Origin of the sequence: Nocardiopsis sp. NPDC101807, from assembly GCF_044766605.1 — a bacterium.
GTDB lineage: Bacteria > Actinomycetota > Actinomycetes > Streptosporangiales > Streptosporangiaceae > Nocardiopsis > Nocardiopsis tropica.
In genome coordinates this window covers 943,242-960,344 of record NZ_JBIWMK010000001.1, presented here as the reverse complement: position 1 = coordinate 960,344, position 17,103 = coordinate 943,242, and the positions used below count along the sequence as shown (strand labels likewise).

Sequence of the window (17,103 nt, the reverse complement as noted above, 5' to 3'; positions counted from 1 at the left end):
GCCGAGGCTGAGACGCCCCTGGCGCACAGAGGCCCCCGCACCGCCGGATCCGTCCGGGCCCGGGGGCGCGCAACCCGAACAAGTGAGCACCGACCGGTCCGCGTTCGCCCGGAACCGTGGTCGGGCCGCAGCGAGGTATCCCGGAGGTCCGTGGGCCGCGCCGACCGCGCGGACCCCTTCGTGGGCCACCGCCCTGCCGCGCCCCCGCCACCCGAACACCTGGAACCGCCCTTGCAACCCCGCCGTATCACCGAAGTCCCTCTGCCCAACGCCTCGGTCATCGAGGCGGTACGGGAGTCGTGCGCGTCCCTGCCCGCCGGCTCGACGCGGCTCTCCGAGAGCTTCTACGCGAACCTCTTCGTCATGGCGCCCGAGGTCCGCGCCATGTTCCCCGACGACATCCGGCCCCAGCAGAGACGTATGGCCGACGCCCTGGTGGAGGTCGTCCGCTATCTCGACGCGCCGGACCACGTGGCGCAGTTCCTCCGGGAACTGGGCGGCCGGCACTACCGGGAGCTCGGGGTCAGGCCCGAGCACTACCCCTTCGTGGGCCGGGCCCTCGTCCGTGCCGTCAGCGAGGTGTCACCGACCTGGTCGTCCTCCATGAGCTCGGCGTGGGTGCTGGTCTACGAGTGGATCACCGCCACCATGCTCGCGGGCGCGGAGGACGCCATCTCCAGGGAGGAGGGCGCCCGGCGCTCCCCCGGGGAAGCCGCGCCCCGGGGCGACGGCCGTCCGTACGGGGGCCGGGACGGCTCCGGCGCGCACTCCTCCCCGGGGGAGCAGCGCCCCTCCGGCGCCCGGCACCAGTACGACGCACCGCGTCCGTCCGGCGCCCGGCACGCCTACGACACACCTGGTCCGTACGGCGCCTCCCAGCCGACCCGCTGACCGTGCCCGGCCGCCCAGGAGCCCCCCACCCCTGTCCCGTCCCCGTCCCCCTCGAAAGTCCATTGTGATGAGTGAGACCGACCAGAGCCGAACGCCGGGTACCGAGGGCGAGCGCTACGTCCAGACGGTCACGGGCACGACCGAGCGGGCCGACCGCTTCTACCGGGACCAGATGCTGGACCGGCTCAACCCCCGGATGCGCGAGTTCATCGCCCATCAGGAGATGCTGTTCATCGCCACCTCGGACAGCAAGGGCGAGTGCGACTCCAGTTTCCGGGCAGGGCCGCCCGGGTTCGTCCACGTCGTCGACGAGCAGACCCTGGTCTACCCCGAGTACCGGGGGAACGGCGTGTTCGCCAGCGCCGGGAACATCATGGAGAACCCGCACATCGGGCTGATGTTCCTCGACTTCCAGCGCGAGAGGATCGGCCTGCACGTCAACGGCCGGGCCCGTCTCCTGGAGGACGAGAAGCTGCGGGGCCACGTCCGCGGGCTTCCCCACCCGGAGGTGCCGGGGCAGAAGGCGATGCTGTGGACCATGGTCCACATCGAGGAGGCCTACATCCACTGCCGCAAGCACATCCCCCACCTGCGCACCGTCGGCAGGGACGAGGTCTGGGGCACGGACGACGCCCAGCGCAAGGGCGGCGACTACTTCGCCGCCAAGCAGTCCCCCTCGCCGTGGAGCACGCCCCGGGCCCCGGTCGCCGGCCGCCACGCCTGAGCGGCCCGGCACGGGGCGCCGGGGAGGCCCCGCCGCGGCGGGACGGGCGGGCGGAGCCCGTCCGTGCCCCGGCCCCGCGTCCGGGCCCGGACGGCGGGACCCGTCGCCCGGGGCCGGGCCCCCGGATCACGGCGATGCCCGAGCCGGACACGCCGTCGCCCAGGACCGCCACGTCGCCGTCGCGGTCCGTGCGCAGGTTGACCTCCGCGACCCGCTCCAGCACGCCCCACGTGAACGGCGCCGGGTGCCCGTACGGGTTGTCCGCGCCCACCGAGGTCACCGACACCACCGGGTCGGCCGCCTCCAGGAACGCCGGTTCCTGGGTCCCCGCGCCGTGGTGCGGCGTGGCCAGGACGGTCACCGCCAGCAGGTCCGCGTCCGGCCCCGCCAGCAGCCGGCGCTGGGCCGCCTCCTCGACGTCGCCGGTCAGCAGCACGGAGGGCCCCGTGCCGTCCGCGCGCACCACCATCGATGTGTCGTTGAGCGAACCGGAGAACGCCGGGTCGGGCCACAGCACCCGGAACAGCCACGGCCCGACCCGCAGGGCCCGTCCCGGCTCCGCCTCCGCCAGTTCGACGCCGGACCCCCTCAGCAGCCGTCCGACGGGGGTGTCCCCGAACCCCGGCGGCGCCATGGCCGAGTGCACCCTGCGGTTTCGCAGCACGCCGGGGGTCCCGTCCACGTGGTCGGCGTGGTCGTGGCTGAGGAGCAGCAGCGGGACCTCGCGCACGCCGAGGCGCCGCAGACAGTCGTCCACGAGGTCCGGGTGCTCGCCCGTGTCGGCCACCACCGCGGAGCCGGGAGCCGCGGACAGCACCAGCGCGGTGCCCTGCCCCACGTCGCACGCGACCAGCGCCCACCCCGCGGGCGGCCATCCGCCCGGCAGGCACCGCGCTGCCAGGGCGAGGACCAGTGCGGCCGCCAGCGCCGCCGCGACCGCCCGCCGCACACGCCCGCGGGACAGCACGACGGCCGCCAGGACGGCCGCCAGGAACACCCCGCCCACCAGGTCGGCCCGCCACGGCAGAGCCCCGTACGGCACACGGGCGCCGCCCCCGGCGACCGCCGCTATCCAGGACACCCCCAACGCGGGCAGGTGCACCGCCACGGAGGCCGCGCCCGGCCACACCGCGGCCAGGGCCGCCACCGCGGAACCCGCCACGGTGACCGCGGCGACCAGCGGCGCGGCCAGCACGTTCGCCGGGATCGCGATCCACGACAGCTCCCCCGAGAGCACCACCAGCACGGGAGCGACGGCCACGTGTGCGGCCACGGCCACGGCGAACGCCTCCGCCACCGGGGGCGGCACGTGCTCCGACCACGCCCGCGTCCAGACGGGCACCAGCAGCAGGATGCCCGCGGTGGCCAGGACGGAGAGGGCGAAGCCGTAGGAGGCCGCCAGCCCGGGGGAGACGAACAGGACCCCGACCACGGTGGCGCTCAGGGCGCCGAGCCCGGCGTGCGCGCGTCCGGTCGCCAGCGCCAGCAACCCGAGCGATCCCATGAAGGCGGCCCGCACCACGCTCGGCTCCGGGCGGCACACCAGCACGAAGAGCCAGATCATCACCGCACCGCCGGCGACCGCGCACCAGGGCGGGGCACGGAGCAGCCCGGCCACCGCCAGGACGAAACCGGTCAGGATCGCCAGGTTGGCGCCGGAGACGGTGAGGAGGTGCGTCATGCCGGTGGCCCGGAACTCCTCCTCGGTGTCGGGCCGGAGCAGGGAGGAGTCGCCGACGATCAGTGCCGGGAGCAGGCCGCGCTCCGGCTGAGGCAGGTCCGCCGAGGCCTCGCGCAGGCCTTCCCGCACCCGGCCGGCGAAGGCCTGGGCCCGCCCCGGGGAGGCGACCCCCTCCGGCGGCCCGCGCACCAGGACCAGGGCCGCCGTCAGGGGGTCGTCCTCCGCCTCCAGGAAGACGCCCCTCGCACGGAAGGACTGGCCGGGCAGGAGGCCGCTCCACTCCGGGCCGGAGGCGAGGACCACCACCGGGGCCCGGGAGGCACGGGGGTCGCCCCCGAGCCGGACCCAGGCGGTGCGGGAGCGCACCACCCACTCGGCCCTCCCCGGGCGGTGCGTGCCCGCCCGGGACACGGGGTCGTCGGCCACCACCGCCCCGAACTCCACCGTCCGGCCGTGCAGGGCCGCCTCCGCCGCGGCGCTCCCGGCCACACGGTGCACGTGGACCCCGGACACCGACGCCACGGTGGCCGCGCAGACCAGTGCCGCCGCCACGGTGAGCACGGCGGCCTCCGACGGTGGCCGCGAGACGGCGAACAGCGCCAGCGCCGTGCAGCCGGCGACGCCGCCGAACACCCACGCCGCCCACGCGGGAGCCGCGAGGGCGCCCAGGGCGGCGGCCCACGCCGCCACGGCGGGTGCGAGCAGCCGGAGGTCGCTGGGCCTCCCCAGACCGTACGCGTCGCTTCCCAGCCATGTCACCATGCTCCCGGCACCCCCGGTCCGGGGGCGGGCGAGCAGGGGAGGTCCGGCACGGCCCTCACCCCGCCGTCGCGTGGGGGGCGAGGTCGGCGAGCACCTTCTCGCCGATCCTGTCCACGTCGAGCAGCTCGTCGACGCTGGCGAACGGCCCGTGGGCCTCCCGGTGCTCGATGATGTTGCGCGCGATCACCGGCCCCACCCCGGGCAGGGTCTCCAACAGCGCGCTGTCGGCCCGGTTGACGTCGACCAGGGCCTCCGCGCCCGACGCCGCCCCGCCGCCCGCGGTTCCCGCCCCGGCGGCGCCCGGAGGCTGCGGGACGCCCACGAGGACCTGTTCGCCGTCGACCAGGGCGCGGGCCAGGTTGAGCAGGTCGAGGTCGGCGTCCGGCAGGGCACCGCCCGCCTCCTCGACGGCGTCGGCGACGCGCGACCCGGCCGGCAGGGTGTACAGGCCCGGATCGGCCACCTCGCCGCCCACGTGCACGACCAGGTCGGCGTCCGTGCCGGCCTGCGTCGGCCCGTCCGGGGGGACGGCCCCGGCGGGATCGTCCCCGCCCACGGGGTCGCCCGCGTCCCCACCGGCGGGGTCGCCCGCGGCGGGTGCGGAAGCGGCCTGGGCGACCATCTCCGGCGCCCGCACGGTCGCGGGACGGTCGTGCAGCACCACGACCGCGGTGACGGCCAGGGCCCCGACCGCGACCAGGGCGAGCACCGAGCGGCGGGACAGGGTCGCGTGGGGCGGCCAGCGCCGCGCCAGGCGCTCCAGGAACGCGCCCGGGGGCTCGGGGACGAACTCGGTGTACCCGGACGGGGGCCGTGACTCCCGCCGGTGCCGTCCGCGCTCCCCGTCCGGCCCCGCCCACGGTCCGGTCGGGTCACGGAGGCGGTCCGCCGGATCCGGTCCGGGCGCTTCCGCCCCGTGTTCCTCCCGGTCGGCGGGGACGACCCGGACCGCGGCCCGCGACCGGCGGTCCGCCGGGGCCGAATCGTCCGGGGCGCCTCGGACGGGCCCGCCCGACGCGCGGGGCGCCGGTCCCCGGTACGCCCGTCCGGCCCCCGGGTCTCGCGAGGCGCCGGAGCCCTCCCACCCCGCGCCCTCCCCGGGGGCGGGCCCCTCCCGGCGCGGCTCGCGCACCGGGCTCCTGCGGCGGGAGCCCTCCTCCCAGCCGGCCCCCTCCCCGCGGGGGGCGGCGGTCCCGGTGCTCCGGGAGCCCTCCTCCCGGTCCGCGCCCTCACGGCGACGGTCGGACACCGCGGCCCCGCGGCGGGGGGCCGCCTTCCCCGGCGGCCCGTCCCCGAACGGGCCGGCCGTCAGGGGGCCGGGCCGGCCCCCGCCGTCGACGCCCGGCGCGGGCCTGCCGCAGGCGGGCGGGACCGGCGGAGCCGGGGACACGGCCACCGTGTCGTCGTGGTGCCTCTCCGGCCACACCCGGGCGGTCGCCCCCCGGCCGGGGGGCGACCGGTGTCCGGGCGGCGCCTCCCTCCCGGGGGCCTGCGGACGGTACGGCGCCTCCGAGCCGGCCCCGCGTACCGCGTAGGGGGCGCTCGGGACGGCCGGGCCGCCGGGTCGCGCGTCCGCGGTCGCGGCGTGCCGGGGAGCGTCCGGCCGGGGCGGGGACGCGTTTCGTTCCGGGGAGGTGGGGACGCCCGCGGCGGGACCGTCGGCGCCGGGCGGGGCCGCACCGCCTCCCGCCCGGGCGGCGGGCGCCGGGGGCGGGGACCCGGTCGGCAGGGGGTCGAGGGGAGGCCGGGGGATACGGGCCCGCAGCCTCCGGGCCGCGGGGGAGGAGTCCAGGGTGAGCGCCCGGAGCCGGGCCTGCTGGTCCGGCACGGAAGGGTGACGCCGGGGACGGCGCGGAGCGGTCATACGTCAACGGTAGGAAGCCGCCGACCCCCTGTCACCGGCCGATTCCACCCTGTGGACAACTCCGCGGGAGCGGCCGCCGGAAACGACGAAACCGGCCCGGTGCGGACACCGGGCCGGTCAGCGCAGATCGGTCCTCAGGCGGACTGAAGCTCGTGCAGGCGCTTGGCGATCGCGCTCTTGCGGTTCGCGGCCTGGTTCTTGTGGATGACGCCCTTGCTCTGGGCCTTGTCCAGCGCGCGCGCGGCGTCGCGCTGCGCGACGGTGGCCTTCTCGACGTCCCCGGCCTCGGAAGCCTCACGGAACTTGCGGACGGCGGTCTTCAGCGAGGAGCGCACCGCCTGGTTGCGGACACGGGCCTTCTCGTTCTGCCGAATGCGCTTCTTCTGCGACTTGATGTTCGCCATGCGAAAACGTGCTCCAGTTACTCTGATGATCGCGTCGGTCGAACAAGCGGCTCAACTCGCGGGCAGCCGTTCCGCGAGAGGCCAGGGTGGGCGCCGACGCCGGGTGTGTGAGTCCACGGGGCTCATATTGAAACGTGGAAGTCCGAGACACGGACTTCCAGTATGCAGCACACCGCCACCACTCGCGCACACCGGTCCCCGTGCGGACGCTCCCGGTCCCCGCGCGGGACGCACGGCTAGGACAGCAGCCACCCGGCGGTGTACGCGGCCACGTCCGCCTCGCCCGCCTCGTCCCCGAGGTGGAACGCCACACCGAGCGTCCTCCCCTCCGGGGGCTCCGCCCGTGTGAGACCGAGCCTGATCCCGGCGAGCGCGGTCGCGGCCGACTCGTTCCCCGCTCGCGGCCCCCCTTCCCCTCCGCTGCGGGTCGGCAGGCCGAAGCGCACCGCGACGTCCTCGCGGGCGCTCAGGGCGGACAGGGACTCGGTCACCTGCCGCACCATGAAGCCCCCGTACATCGCCTCCGCGGGCATGTCCGCGCCCACGCCCGGGAGCACGACCTCGTCGGCGTGCTCGGCCATCCGGTCCAGGTAGCCCTTGGACCAGTACTTCTCCCCTCCGTCCGAGACGAACGAGGGGACCCGGCCGCCGGGCACCAGCTCCACGTGGTGCGCCTGCAGCGAGAGCACGGGGTCCTCGCCCAGCTCCTCGCGCACCAGCTCCATCAGCGCGGGCATCGACGGGTCGTTCACGGTCACCGGCCGGATGTCCAGGTGGACGCCGGCGAACCCGTCCGAGGCCACCTCGGCGACGGCCGGGGCCAGGGCCTCACGCGCCTCCTCCCCGAACCGGTCGCGGATCAGCGACGACCCGTCCGCCCCGTGCCGGAGCCACGCCAGCGGCCGCACGTCGGGGTACTCCGAGCCGAGCCACGACAGCAGGGCCGCGGTGTCCTCCACCCGCTCCACGGAGCCCTCGGCGTCGATGTTGCCCGCGTACACGTACACCGTGTCCACCCCGCCGGTGTCGAGCACCCGCGCCAGGTTCCCGGTGTCCTCCCACGAGCCCACCCACGCGGCGTCGGCCCCCTGGGACGCCGCCCACGGGGCCGGGTCGCCCGAGAACTGGTAGGCCAGCAGCGCGCCCGCGCCGACCAGGACCACCGCGATCGCGGCCAGCCCGGCGAACACCCGTGTCAACAGCCACTTCACCCGATCGCTCCTCGCACGCTCCGGCCGGGCCCGGGACCCGTGCGCGAACGGCGCGTTCCCGGTGCCGGGTCACATAATCTGGACACGAACCCCGCTCCCGGACCCCATACTGCCGCACGGGCGGCGGCCGTCACCGGGGAGGGCGACCCCGTCGCCATGGGATGATTGACGATGCCGTGGACCCACGCCGCGGCGGGGCGGTGACGCCGCAGGCGCACACGCGACCCGGACCCCAACCTGTGAACGGAGCACGGTGGCACAGCCGAACTGGACCGATCCCGCGCTGATCCGCAACTTCTGCATCATCGCGCACATCGACCATGGCAAGTCGACGCTGGCCGACCGGATGCTCCAGATCACCGGGGTCGTCGAGGACCGCCAGATGCGCGCCCAGTACCTGGACCGCATGGACATCGAGCGCGAGCGCGGCATCACCATCAAGTCGCAGGCCGTGCGGATCCCGTTCACGGCGCTCGACGACAAGACGTACACGCTGGACCTCATCGACACCCCCGGGCACGTCGACTTCACCTACGAGGTCTCGCGCTCGCTCGCCGCCTGCGAGGGCGCGGTCCTGCTGGTGGACGCCGCCCAGGGCATCGAGGCGCAGACCCTCGCCAACCTGTACATGGCGCTGGAGAACGACCTCACCATCATCCCCGTGCTCAACAAGATCGACCTCCCGGCCGCCCAGCCGGAGAAGTACGCGGAGGAGATCGCCGGCATCATCGGCTGCGACCCCTCCGACGTGCTCAAGGTCAGCGCCAAGACGGGGCAGGGCGTCGAGGAGCTCCTCAACGAGATCGTCAACCAGATCCCCGCGCCCGTCGGCGACGCCGACGCGCCCGCCCGCGCGATGATCTTCGACTCGGTCTACGACACCTACCGGGGCGTCGTCACCTACGTCCGCGTGGTCGACGGCAAGCTCAGCCCGCGCGAGCGCATCCAGATGATGTCGACCCGGGCCTCGCACGAGATCCTGGAGATCGGCGTCAGCTCGCCCGAGCCCACCAAGGCCGGGGGCCTGGGCGTGGGCGAGGTGGGCTACATCATCACCGGTGTCAAGGACGTGCGCCAGTCCAAGGTCGGCGACACCATCACCGCCCTGAACAGGCCGGCGACCGAGATGCTCGGCGGGTACCAGGAACCCAAGCCCATGGTGTTCTCGGGCCTCTACCCGATCGAGGGCACCGACTACCCGGTGCTGCGCGACGCCCTGGAGAAGCTCCAGCTCAACGACGCCGCCCTGGTGTTCGAGCCGGAGACCTCCGCGGCCCTGGGCTTCGGCTTCCGCTGCGGTTTCCTCGGACTGCTGCACCTGGAGATCACCCGGGCCCGCCTGGAGCGCGAGTTCAACCTCGACCTCATCTCCACGGCGCCCAACGTGGTCTACCGGGTGGACATGGAGGACGGCACCGAGCACGTCGTGACCAACCCCAGCGAGTTCCCGTCCGGCAAGATCGCCGCGATCTACGAGCCGATGGTCAAGGCGACGGTGCTCAGCCCCTCCGACCACATCGGCCAGATCATGGAGCTGTGCCAGGAGCGGCGCGGCGACCTCCAGGGCATGGACTACCTGTCCGAGGACCGCGTGGAGATGCGCTACACGCTGCCCATGGCCGAGATCGTGTTCGACTTCTTCGACCACCTCAAGTCGCGGACCAAGGGCTACGCCTCCCTGGACTACGAGCCCACCGGCGAGCAGCAGGCCGACCTGGTCAAGGTCGACATCCTGCTCCAGGGCGAGGCCGTCGACGCGTTCTCCGCGATCGTGCACAAGGACAAGGCCTACACGTACGGCGTGGACATGACCAAGAAGCTGCGCGAGCTGATCCCGAGGCAGCAGTTCGAGGTCCCCATCCAGGCGGCCATCGGCGCCCGGGTCATCGCGCGCGAGAACATCCGCGCCATCCGCAAGGACGTGCTCGCCAAGTGCTACGGCGGCGACATCAGCCGTAAGCGCAAGCTGCTGGAGAAGCAGAAGGAGGGCAAGAAGCGGATGAAGATGGTCGGCCGGGTCGAGGTGCCCCAGGAGGCCTTCATCTCCGCCCTGTCCACCGACGGCGGCGGTGGCGAGGACAAGAAGAAGAAGTAGTCACCGGCCCGGAGGGCCGGCGGGCGGGGGGGGGGGGGGGGGGGGGGGGCGCCCCCCCGCCCCCCCCCCCCCCCCCCTCGTCCGTGCACGCCCGGTTCCGGCACGCTCCCGGTGTCCTCGTTCCGCTCGACCGGCCCCCGTCCGTGCACGCCCGGTTCCGGGGAGCCCGCTCTTCGGGCGCCCCGGAACCGGGCCGCTGGGCCTCAGCCCTTGACGGCCCCCGCGGTCAGACCCTCGGTGATGTAGCGCTGGAGGAACCAGAACACCGCCAGGGTGGGTAGGGACAGCATGATGGCGCCGACCGCGAACATCCCGAAGTTCGCGTTCCGCTGGGAGGACACCAGCTGGTAGAGCCCGAGCCCCAGGGTCTTGGCGTCGGTGTCGCGCAGGAACACGCTCGCCATCAGGAACTCGTTGATGGTGGAGATGAACACCAGCAGGCCCACGATCGCCAGCACGGGCGTGACCAGCGGCAGCATGATCCGGAAGAACACCTGGGCGTGCGAGGCCCCGTCGATCTGCGCGGACTCGTCCAGCTCCTTCGGCACGGTGTCGAAGAAGCCCTTCATCAGCCACGTGTTGATGCTGAGCGCACCGCCCAGGTACACCAGCAGCAGCCCCCACCGGGTGTCGAAACCGATCCCCGGGTAGTACTCGCCCAGCGTGGTGAACATCAGGTAGATCGCCACGATCGCCAGGAACTGCGGGAACATCTGGATGACCAGGAGGCCGATCAGCCCCACCCTGCGCCCCCTGAACCGCATGCGGCTGAAGGCGTACGCGGCGAGCGCGGACAGCATCACCGTCGCGGCCGCGTTGGTGACCGCGAAGAACAGCGAGTTCGCGTACCAGGTGGTGAACGGCGTGTTCGTGAAGAGGTCCCGGGCGTTGGCCAGACTGGCCCCGGTCGGCCACAGCTGCGCACTGGACAGGGTGCCCAGCGGGTTGAGGGCGGCCGAGACGACGAACAGGACCGGGAAGATCGCGAAGGCCACGACCGCCAGCATCACCAGGTGGCGCCAGCCGAGCCGGACGGCCCACAGGGAGAACCGGGTTCCCGCGCTGCGCCGGTAGGGCGTGCGCGCGGTACCGGTGGCGTGCACCGCCATCAGTCCACCTCCTCGAGGGCCTTGCTGCGGCTGAGGCTGAGCACGGACATCCCGGCCACGATCAGGAAGATCATCACCGACAGCGCGGCCGCGTACCCGTACTCCGCGGTGGCCTCGTTGAAGGCGAGGCGGTAGGTGTAGGTGATGAGCAGGTCCGTGGCGCCGGCCGTCGGGTTGTCCGGGGAGAACGGGCCGCCCCGGCTGATCAGCCACACAGCGTTGAAGTTGTTGAAGTTGAACGCGAACGTCGCGATCAGGATCGGTGTCATCGCGACCATCAGCAGGGGCAGGGTGACGTTGCGGAACGCCTGCCAGGGGCCCGCCCCGTCGATCTGCGCCGCCTGCCCCAGTTCGCGGGGGATGGCCTGGAGCGCCCCGGTGGCCACCAGGAACATGTACGGGTAGCCCAGCCACACGTTGGCGAGGATCACCGCGGCCCGGGCGCTCCATCGGTCCCCCAGCCAGTCGACCTGCAGCCCCAGCATCCTGTTGAACAGCCCGAAGTCCGTGTTGAACATGTCCCGCCACAGCAGGAACATCGCCAGGGAGCTCATGGCGTACGGCAGGACCACCAGGATCCGGTACACGACCTTGCCGCGCAGTTTCGGTACGTGCAGGGTGAGGGCGACCGCCAGGCCCACCACGAACACCAGGAAGGTGACCGAGACGGCGAAGGCGATGTTCCACACCAGGATGCCGAAGAACGAGGACGCGAAGGTGGGGTTGAACAGGAACCGGGCGAAGTTGTCGAAGCCGACGCCGACCTGCCAGCCCTGCGCCAGTCGCTGCCCCTCCTCGTCGTAGAACGCGCCTCGCTCGTCGTCGGCGTGGTAGACCGCGCCGGTCTCGGAGTCGGTGACGCAGTCGCACCCCTCGTCGTAGACGCGGGTGGCCGTGCCCTCGAACGCGCTCGACAGGCCGCTGGAGCGGATGCCGGAGCCGTTGCCGGAGGGCACCGCGAACTCCGACAGCTCCTCGCTGCGGGCGTTGACCTCGGCGGGGGTCAGGATCGAGTAGCCGAAGGCCTCGGTGACCTTGCCCGACGGCTCGACGGTCGCCCCGGTGAGCTCCGTGAGCCCCTCCGCGTCGCCGGCATAGGCGGAGCCCTCGCCGTCGACCAGGAGGAAGACCAGGTCACCGGTCTCGGGAGAGCCGGTGACCGCCACGGTGAGCGTGTACTCCCGAGCGCCGTCGGGGCTGCTCACGGAGTACGCCTCGATGGCGGCGATCGCCTGCTGCTTGTCGCCGCGGTGGCCGTCGCTGAGGTTCGTGACGGACGTGCTCATCGTGTAGAGCACGGGCAGGATCTGGAAGGCGAGCAGGAACAGCACGCCCGGGACCAGGTACTTGACCGGGACGGCGCGCTTGGACAGGTAGACCGCGTAGACGAGTGCGACGACGCCGGCGACCAGGGCGATGCCCAGCCAGTTGCCCGCCACGTAGAGGGGGAGGGCCGCCCACACGCCGAGGGCGGTGAACAGGCCGAGGAGGGAGATCTTGACGAGCTGCCCGCCGAGTGAGCCGTTGCCGGCGAACCGGCCTCCGGGGAGTCCCGGGCGGGCGGGCGCCCCCGTGCCGGGGGCGCCCGCGGTGTCGGTTTTCCTGGACGCCACCGCTACTCGCCGATCTGGCCGGCGATCGTCTCGTGGGCGGCCTCCATGGCCTCACGGACGTCGGCCCCGCCGATGATGGCGGCCTGGGCGATGCCCAGCGGTTCCCAGGTCTCGCCCATCTCGGGGATGGAGGGCATCGGCATGCCCTCGGCGCCGGCCTCGGCGATCGCCGCGATGTTGGGGTCGTCGGCGGACACCGTCTCGAGGGCGTCCAGCTGGACCGGGGTGCGCGGGTCGGCCTCGTAGAGGCTGAGGATGAAGTCGGTGTCCGTGACGTAGTTGGTCACGAACTCCTGGGCGAGGGCGCTGTTGGAGCTGCCCTCGGTGACGAAGAACGCCTGGTAGCCGATGTAGGGGGTGGCGGGACCCTCGCCCTCGAAACCGGGGATGGGGCTGATCGCGTAGTCGACCCCGGCCGCGTCGGCGTCGGCGATGTTCCACGGGCCGGCGACGAAGAAGGGGGCGTCGCCCTCGTAGAACAGGACGGCGTCGTTCTCCAGGTCGATGGAGCGCCGCAGCACCCCCTCGCCCCCCTCGCCGTACTCGGCGATCCGCTCCATGGCGGCGATGGACTCGTCCGAGCCCACGCCGAGGTCGGCCGGGTCCCAGTTGCCCTCGTCGTCCTGGCCGAAGAGGTATCCGCCCGCGGAGCCGAACAGGGCGTTCATCCGGAAGGGGTCGCCCTCCTGGGTGACGGCCATGGAGAGGACCTCGCTGGTGTCACCGGCGTCCTTGAGCTCGGTCCCGACCTCGACCATCTCCTCGAAGGTCTCGGGGGCGTCGGGAACGAGTTCGGTGTTGCGCATCAGGAAGATGTTCTCCTGCGAGTACGGCACACCGAAGAGCTGTCCGTCGTAGTTGAGCGCCTGGACCGAGGTCTCGTCCAGGCCCGCGGCGCTGTCGCCGGTCAGCTCGATGGGCTGGACGGCGCCGTTGCGCACCAGGTTGCCCGTCCAGTCGTGGGCGCCGATGAAGACGTCGGGCGCGTTCCCGGCCTGGTGGGCGTTGAGCAGGTCGCCCTGGATGTCGCCGAAGGTCAGGCTCTGGACGTCGACCTCGATGCCGTTGGCCTCGGCGAACTCCGCGGCGGCCCCCTGGATGGCGTCGGCGCGTTCGGGGTCGGACCAGATGACGAGGGTGCCCTCGGCCGACGCGTCGTCGCCCCCGTCCTCACCGCCGCCACCGCACGCGGTCGCCATCAGGGCGATCGCGGCGATGCCTGTCACCACTGGTGCGCTGCGGAATCTCATGGTGTGTTCCTTCCGGGAGGCCGTGCTGAGGAGGTCGCGCATGCGGTTCGCCGGTGGCCCCGGGTCCGTCGCGGGCATGCGTGGTGATGTGACGTTAGCAATAACTTGCAAGCTTTGAAAGGGTTTGCAGACTTGCTGCATAAAGATGTGGAAACACCGCGGAAACGGACGCGTGACCGCCTGCCGGGGGTAGCCGTGCAGTGACCGCCTGATGATGATATCTGTGATTAACGCTCATTTAGTCACACCATTGGGTGTGACGTGGCCGTGAGCAGCGGCGTCCGGCGGCCCCGACCGGGGACGCGGGGGCCGCTCGGCGTGCTCCGCCGGGGCGGCGGGGCGGAAGCCGCTTCGGGAGGAGCGCGGCGGTCCGGGGCCGCGGGCCGGCGGGACCCGTGCGCGGGGGACTCCGCGCACCGGGCGCACCGGGGGAGGGGGAAGGGCGGCGCCGGTGTCCGGCACCGCCCGCACGGCGTCAGCCGCGCAGCCAGACCGCCGTCTCGGCCGGCAGGGAAAGGGAGCCGTCGGCCGGTGCGGCCACCGGGCCGCTGGCCACGAGCACCTCGCCCGAGGCCGCGATCTCCGCGGTCTCCCCGCCGAGGTTCACCGCGACGCGCACGCCGGGCTCGCGCTCGAAGTACAGCACGCCCTCGGGGGCGTCCAGCCAGGTCATCGCGCCGTCGCCCAGGGCGTCCAGCTCACGGCGCAGCCCGAGCGCCCTGGTGTACAGCTCCAGGGTCGAGCCCTCCACGCCCCGCTGGGACGCGCGCGACAGGGCGCCCCAGCCCTCGGGGACGGGCAGCCACGGGGTGCTTCCCTGCGGGCCGAACCCGAACGGCGCGCTCCCGTCCTCCCAGGGCAGCGGCACCCGGCAGCCGTCCCGGCCGCGCTCGGTACGGCCCGAACGCTCCCAGGTCGGGTCCTGGAGCGCGTCGTCCGGCAGGTCGGTGACCTCCGGCAGGCCCAGCTCCTCGCCCTGGTACAGGTAGACCGAGCCGGGCAGGGCCAGCATGAGCAGCGTCGCGGCGCGCGCCCGGCGCAGCCCCTGCTCCCCGCCGCCGAACCGCGTCACGTGACGGGTCACGTCGTGGTTGGACAGCACCCAGGTGGTGGTCGCGCCCACCGCGCCGTTGGCGGCCAGGGAACCGTCGATGACCGCCTTCAGGCGGGCCGGGTCCCAGGGGGCGGTCAGGTACTCGAAGTTGAACGCCTGGTGCAGCTCGTCCGGGCGCAGGTAGCGGGCCACCCGGTCCGCGTCCTCGACCCACGCCTCGGCCACCAGCGCGCGCTCGCCCGGGTAGGAGGCGGCGATCGCCGACCAGCGGCGGTAGATGTCGTGCACGCCGTCCTGGTCGAAGTACGGCAGCGTGGTGCTGCCGTCGAGCAGGTCGGCCTTGGCCCCCTCGGCGATGTCGGGCAGGCCCGGGTCCTTGACCATGCCGTGCGCGACGTCGATGCGGAAGCCGTCCACGCCCCGGTCGAGCCAGAAGCGGAGCACGTCGTCGAACTCGTCGTGCACCTCCTGGTGGGTCCAGTCGAAGTCGGGCTGCTCCGGGTCGAACAGGTGCAGGTACCACTGCTCGGGGGTGCCGTCGGGGCGCTTGAGGCGCGTCCAGGCGGGGCCGCCGAAGATCGACTTCCAGTTGTTCGGGGGCTGCTCCCCCTCGGGGCCCTTGCCGTCCCGGAAGACGTACCGGGACCGTGCCGGGTCGCCCGGCTCGGCGGCGACGGCCTCGCGGAACCACGCGTGGGCGGAGGAGGAGTGGTTGGGCACCACGTCGATGATCAGGCGGATGCCCAGGTCGTGGGCTGCGCCGAGGAGGGCGTCGAAGTCCTCCAGCGTGCCGAAGCGGGGGTCGACGTCGCGGTAGTCGGCGACGTCGTAGCCGCCGTCGGCGAGGGGGGAGACGTAGAACGGGGTCAGCCAGATCGCGTCCACGCCGAGCTCCGCCAGGTGGGGGAGGCGCTCCCGGATGCCGGTGAGGTCGCCCTCCCCGTCACCGTTGGAGTCGGCGAAGCTGCGCACGTAGATCTGGTAGATGGCCGCTTCACGCCACCAGCGAGACTGAGGCTCCATCTTCGAGGGTCCTTCCCTGTGGCGACTGCAAGTTCTTGCGCAAGATTACCCCGAACTTTCGGCCATGTGACGACGATCTCGACTAGAGTTACGCTCATGGGTCCACGACTTGCCGACATCGCGCGGCACGCAGGCGTCAGCGAGGCCACCGTCTCGCGGGTGCTCAATGACAAGCCGGGGGTCGGCACCGAAACCCGCAAGGCCGTCCTGACCGCCCTCGACGTCCTCGGCTACGAGCGTCCCGCGCGGTTGCGGCAGCGCTCGGCCGGGCTGGTCGGCATGGTCATCCCCGAACTGGAGAACCCGGTCTTCCCGATGTTCGCCCAGGCGGCCGAGGGAGCTCTGGCCCAGCGCGGGTACACGCCGGTGCTGTGCACCCAGACCCCGGGCGGAATAACCGAGGACGAGTACGTGGAGCTGCTCCTGGAGCGCAACGTCTCCGGCATCCTCTTCGTCTCCGGCAAGCACGCCGACACCACCGCGCCGCACGAGCGCTACCACGCCCTGGTCTCACGAAGACTCCCGATCGTCCTGGTCAACGGGTTCGCCGAGGCCATCCCCTCGGCGTTCGTCTCCGCGGACGACCGGGAGGCCGGAAGGCTCGCGGTCGACCACCTGGTGGCCCTCGGCCACACCCGCATCGGCTTCACCAGCGGCCCCGAGCGCTACGTCCCGGTCCGCCGCAAGCTGGAGGGCTACCACCAGGCCCTCGCCAGGCACGGCCTCGACGGCAACGACCTCGTGGAACTGTCCCTGTTCGGCGTCGAGGGCGGCCACGCGGCCGCCGTCCGCCTGATCGAGCGCGGCGTCACCGCCATGGTCTGCGGATCCGACATGATGGCGCTCGGCGCCATCCGGGCCGCCCGCCAGCGGGGCCTGCGCGTCCCCCAGGACTTCTCCGTCGTCGGGTACGACGACTCCCAGCTCATCGCCTTCACCGACCCCCCGCTGACGACCGTCCGCCAACCGGTCAACGCGATGGCGCTGGCCGCGGCGCGCGCCCTGTGCGACGAGATCGCCGGGCACCCCGTCTCCCACACGGAGTTCATGTTCGACCCGGAGCTGGTCGTGCGCGGCTCCACCGCCATCGCCCCCGATCGGCAGAGCGCGACCGGGCACGTGGACCCTCCCCGCGGCCCCCTCCCGCAGCGGGCCGCCTCCCCGGCCCCCGCCCACCCCTGACCCGGCCGGGGCGGGCCCCTCCTCCGGTCCGGTGGGGCGAGCGCCCGCGGTCCCCGGACGAGGCAGGGCCCCGGACGCAGCGGTGTCGACCCCGCCCCGCGCGGGCCGTCCGCGTCGCCCCGGAGACCGCCTCCGCCCTCCGCCCGGCCCGCACGGGCCGGAGGAGCCCCCGGAACCGGGCCCTGTGTCCCATCTCTCCGTGCCCCGAGCCCCGGCCGTGGCGGGTCCCGGCGACGGCCC

General features: G+C 73.4%; 11 protein-coding genes and 1 pseudogene. 4 read left to right on the top strand and 8 right to left on the bottom strand.

What is annotated here, in order from left to right; all coding sequences use genetic code 11:
• Positions 1 to 231 precede the first annotated feature (231 nt).
• Positions 232 to 891, top strand: a complete 660-nt coding sequence (locus tag ACIRPH_RS04165) for a globin domain-containing protein (protein WP_402908933.1) — start codon at positions 232 to 234, stop codon at positions 889 to 891.
• 67 nt (positions 892 to 958) lie between these two features.
• Entirely contained in the window at positions 959 to 1,615 is a 657-nt protein-coding gene (locus ACIRPH_RS04160) for a pyridoxamine 5'-phosphate oxidase family protein (RefSeq protein WP_402908931.1), read from the top strand.
• A gap of 103 nt (positions 1,616 to 1,718) precedes the next feature.
• On the opposite strand, the pseudogene ACIRPH_RS04155 reads toward ACIRPH_RS04160, so the two are convergent.
• The 4 genes and pseudogenes from ACIRPH_RS04155 to ACIRPH_RS04140 form a co-directional block, all read right to left on the bottom strand.
• A pseudogene (locus ACIRPH_RS04155) lies at positions 1,719 to 4,058 on the bottom strand (ComEC/Rec2 family competence protein); the annotation flags it as partial.
• A 55-nt stretch (positions 4,059 to 4,113) separates the two neighbouring features.
• Entirely contained in the window at positions 4,114 to 5,307 is a 1,194-nt protein-coding gene (locus ACIRPH_RS04150; protein ID WP_402908929.1) for a helix-hairpin-helix domain-containing protein, read from the bottom strand.
• A 749-nt stretch (positions 5,308 to 6,056) separates the two neighbouring features.
• The gene (gene rpsT / locus ACIRPH_RS04145; protein WP_267945997.1) at positions 6,057 to 6,326 is read right to left on the bottom strand and encodes a 30S ribosomal protein S20; all 270 of its coding nucleotides are present in this window, start codon (positions 6,324 to 6,326) and stop codon (positions 6,057 to 6,059) included.
• A gap of 236 nt (positions 6,327 to 6,562) precedes the next feature.
• Positions 6,563 to 7,537 carry a hypothetical protein gene (locus ACIRPH_RS04140; protein ID WP_402908926.1) on the bottom strand — a complete coding sequence of 325 codons (975 nt, stop codon included), beginning with the start codon at positions 7,535 to 7,537 and terminating at the stop codon, positions 6,563 to 6,565.
• 253 nt (positions 7,538 to 7,790) lie between these two features.
• Here ACIRPH_RS04140 and lepA point away from each other — a divergent pair, with 253 nt between their 5' ends.
• Positions 7,791 to 9,632 (top strand): translation elongation factor 4, encoded by a 1,842-nt coding sequence (lepA, locus tag ACIRPH_RS04135; protein WP_402908924.1) that lies wholly within the window; start codon positions 7,791 to 7,793, stop codon positions 9,630 to 9,632.
• Between the two features lie 203 nt (positions 9,633 to 9,835).
• Here the strand turns inward: lepA and ACIRPH_RS04130 are convergent, their stop codons facing one another.
• The 4 genes from ACIRPH_RS04130 to ACIRPH_RS04115 form a co-directional block, all read right to left on the bottom strand.
• Complete coding sequence (locus tag ACIRPH_RS04130) at positions 9,836 to 10,741, bottom strand: sugar ABC transporter permease (RefSeq protein ID WP_402908922.1); 906 nt, start codon at positions 10,739 to 10,741, stop codon at positions 9,836 to 9,838.
• Positions 10,741 to 12,354 carry an ABC transporter permease subunit gene (locus ACIRPH_RS04125; RefSeq protein WP_402908920.1) on the bottom strand — a complete coding sequence of 538 codons (1,614 nt, stop codon included), beginning with the start codon at positions 12,352 to 12,354 and terminating at the stop codon, positions 10,741 to 10,743. The genes ACIRPH_RS04130 and ACIRPH_RS04125 overlap by 1 nt, the downstream gene beginning before the upstream one ends.
• Before the next feature lie 2 nt (positions 12,355 to 12,356).
• On the bottom strand, positions 12,357 to 13,604 hold the full coding sequence (locus ACIRPH_RS04120) for an extracellular solute-binding protein (protein WP_402908919.1): 1,248 nt from the start codon (positions 13,602 to 13,604) through the stop codon (positions 12,357 to 12,359).
• A 475-nt stretch (positions 13,605 to 14,079) separates the two neighbouring features.
• Positions 14,080 to 15,681 (bottom strand): glycoside hydrolase family 13 protein, encoded by a 1,602-nt coding sequence (locus ACIRPH_RS04115; RefSeq protein ID WP_402908917.1) that lies wholly within the window; start codon positions 15,679 to 15,681, stop codon positions 14,080 to 14,082.
• A gap of 96 nt (positions 15,682 to 15,777) precedes the next feature.
• On the opposite strand from ACIRPH_RS04115, the gene ACIRPH_RS04110 reads away from it, so the two are divergent.
• A complete protein-coding gene (locus ACIRPH_RS04110; RefSeq protein ID WP_402908916.1) occupies positions 15,778 to 16,863 on the top strand; it encodes a LacI family DNA-binding transcriptional regulator in 1,086 nt (361 codons plus the stop codon).
• The last annotated feature ends 240 nt before the right edge of the window (positions 16,864 to 17,103 follow it).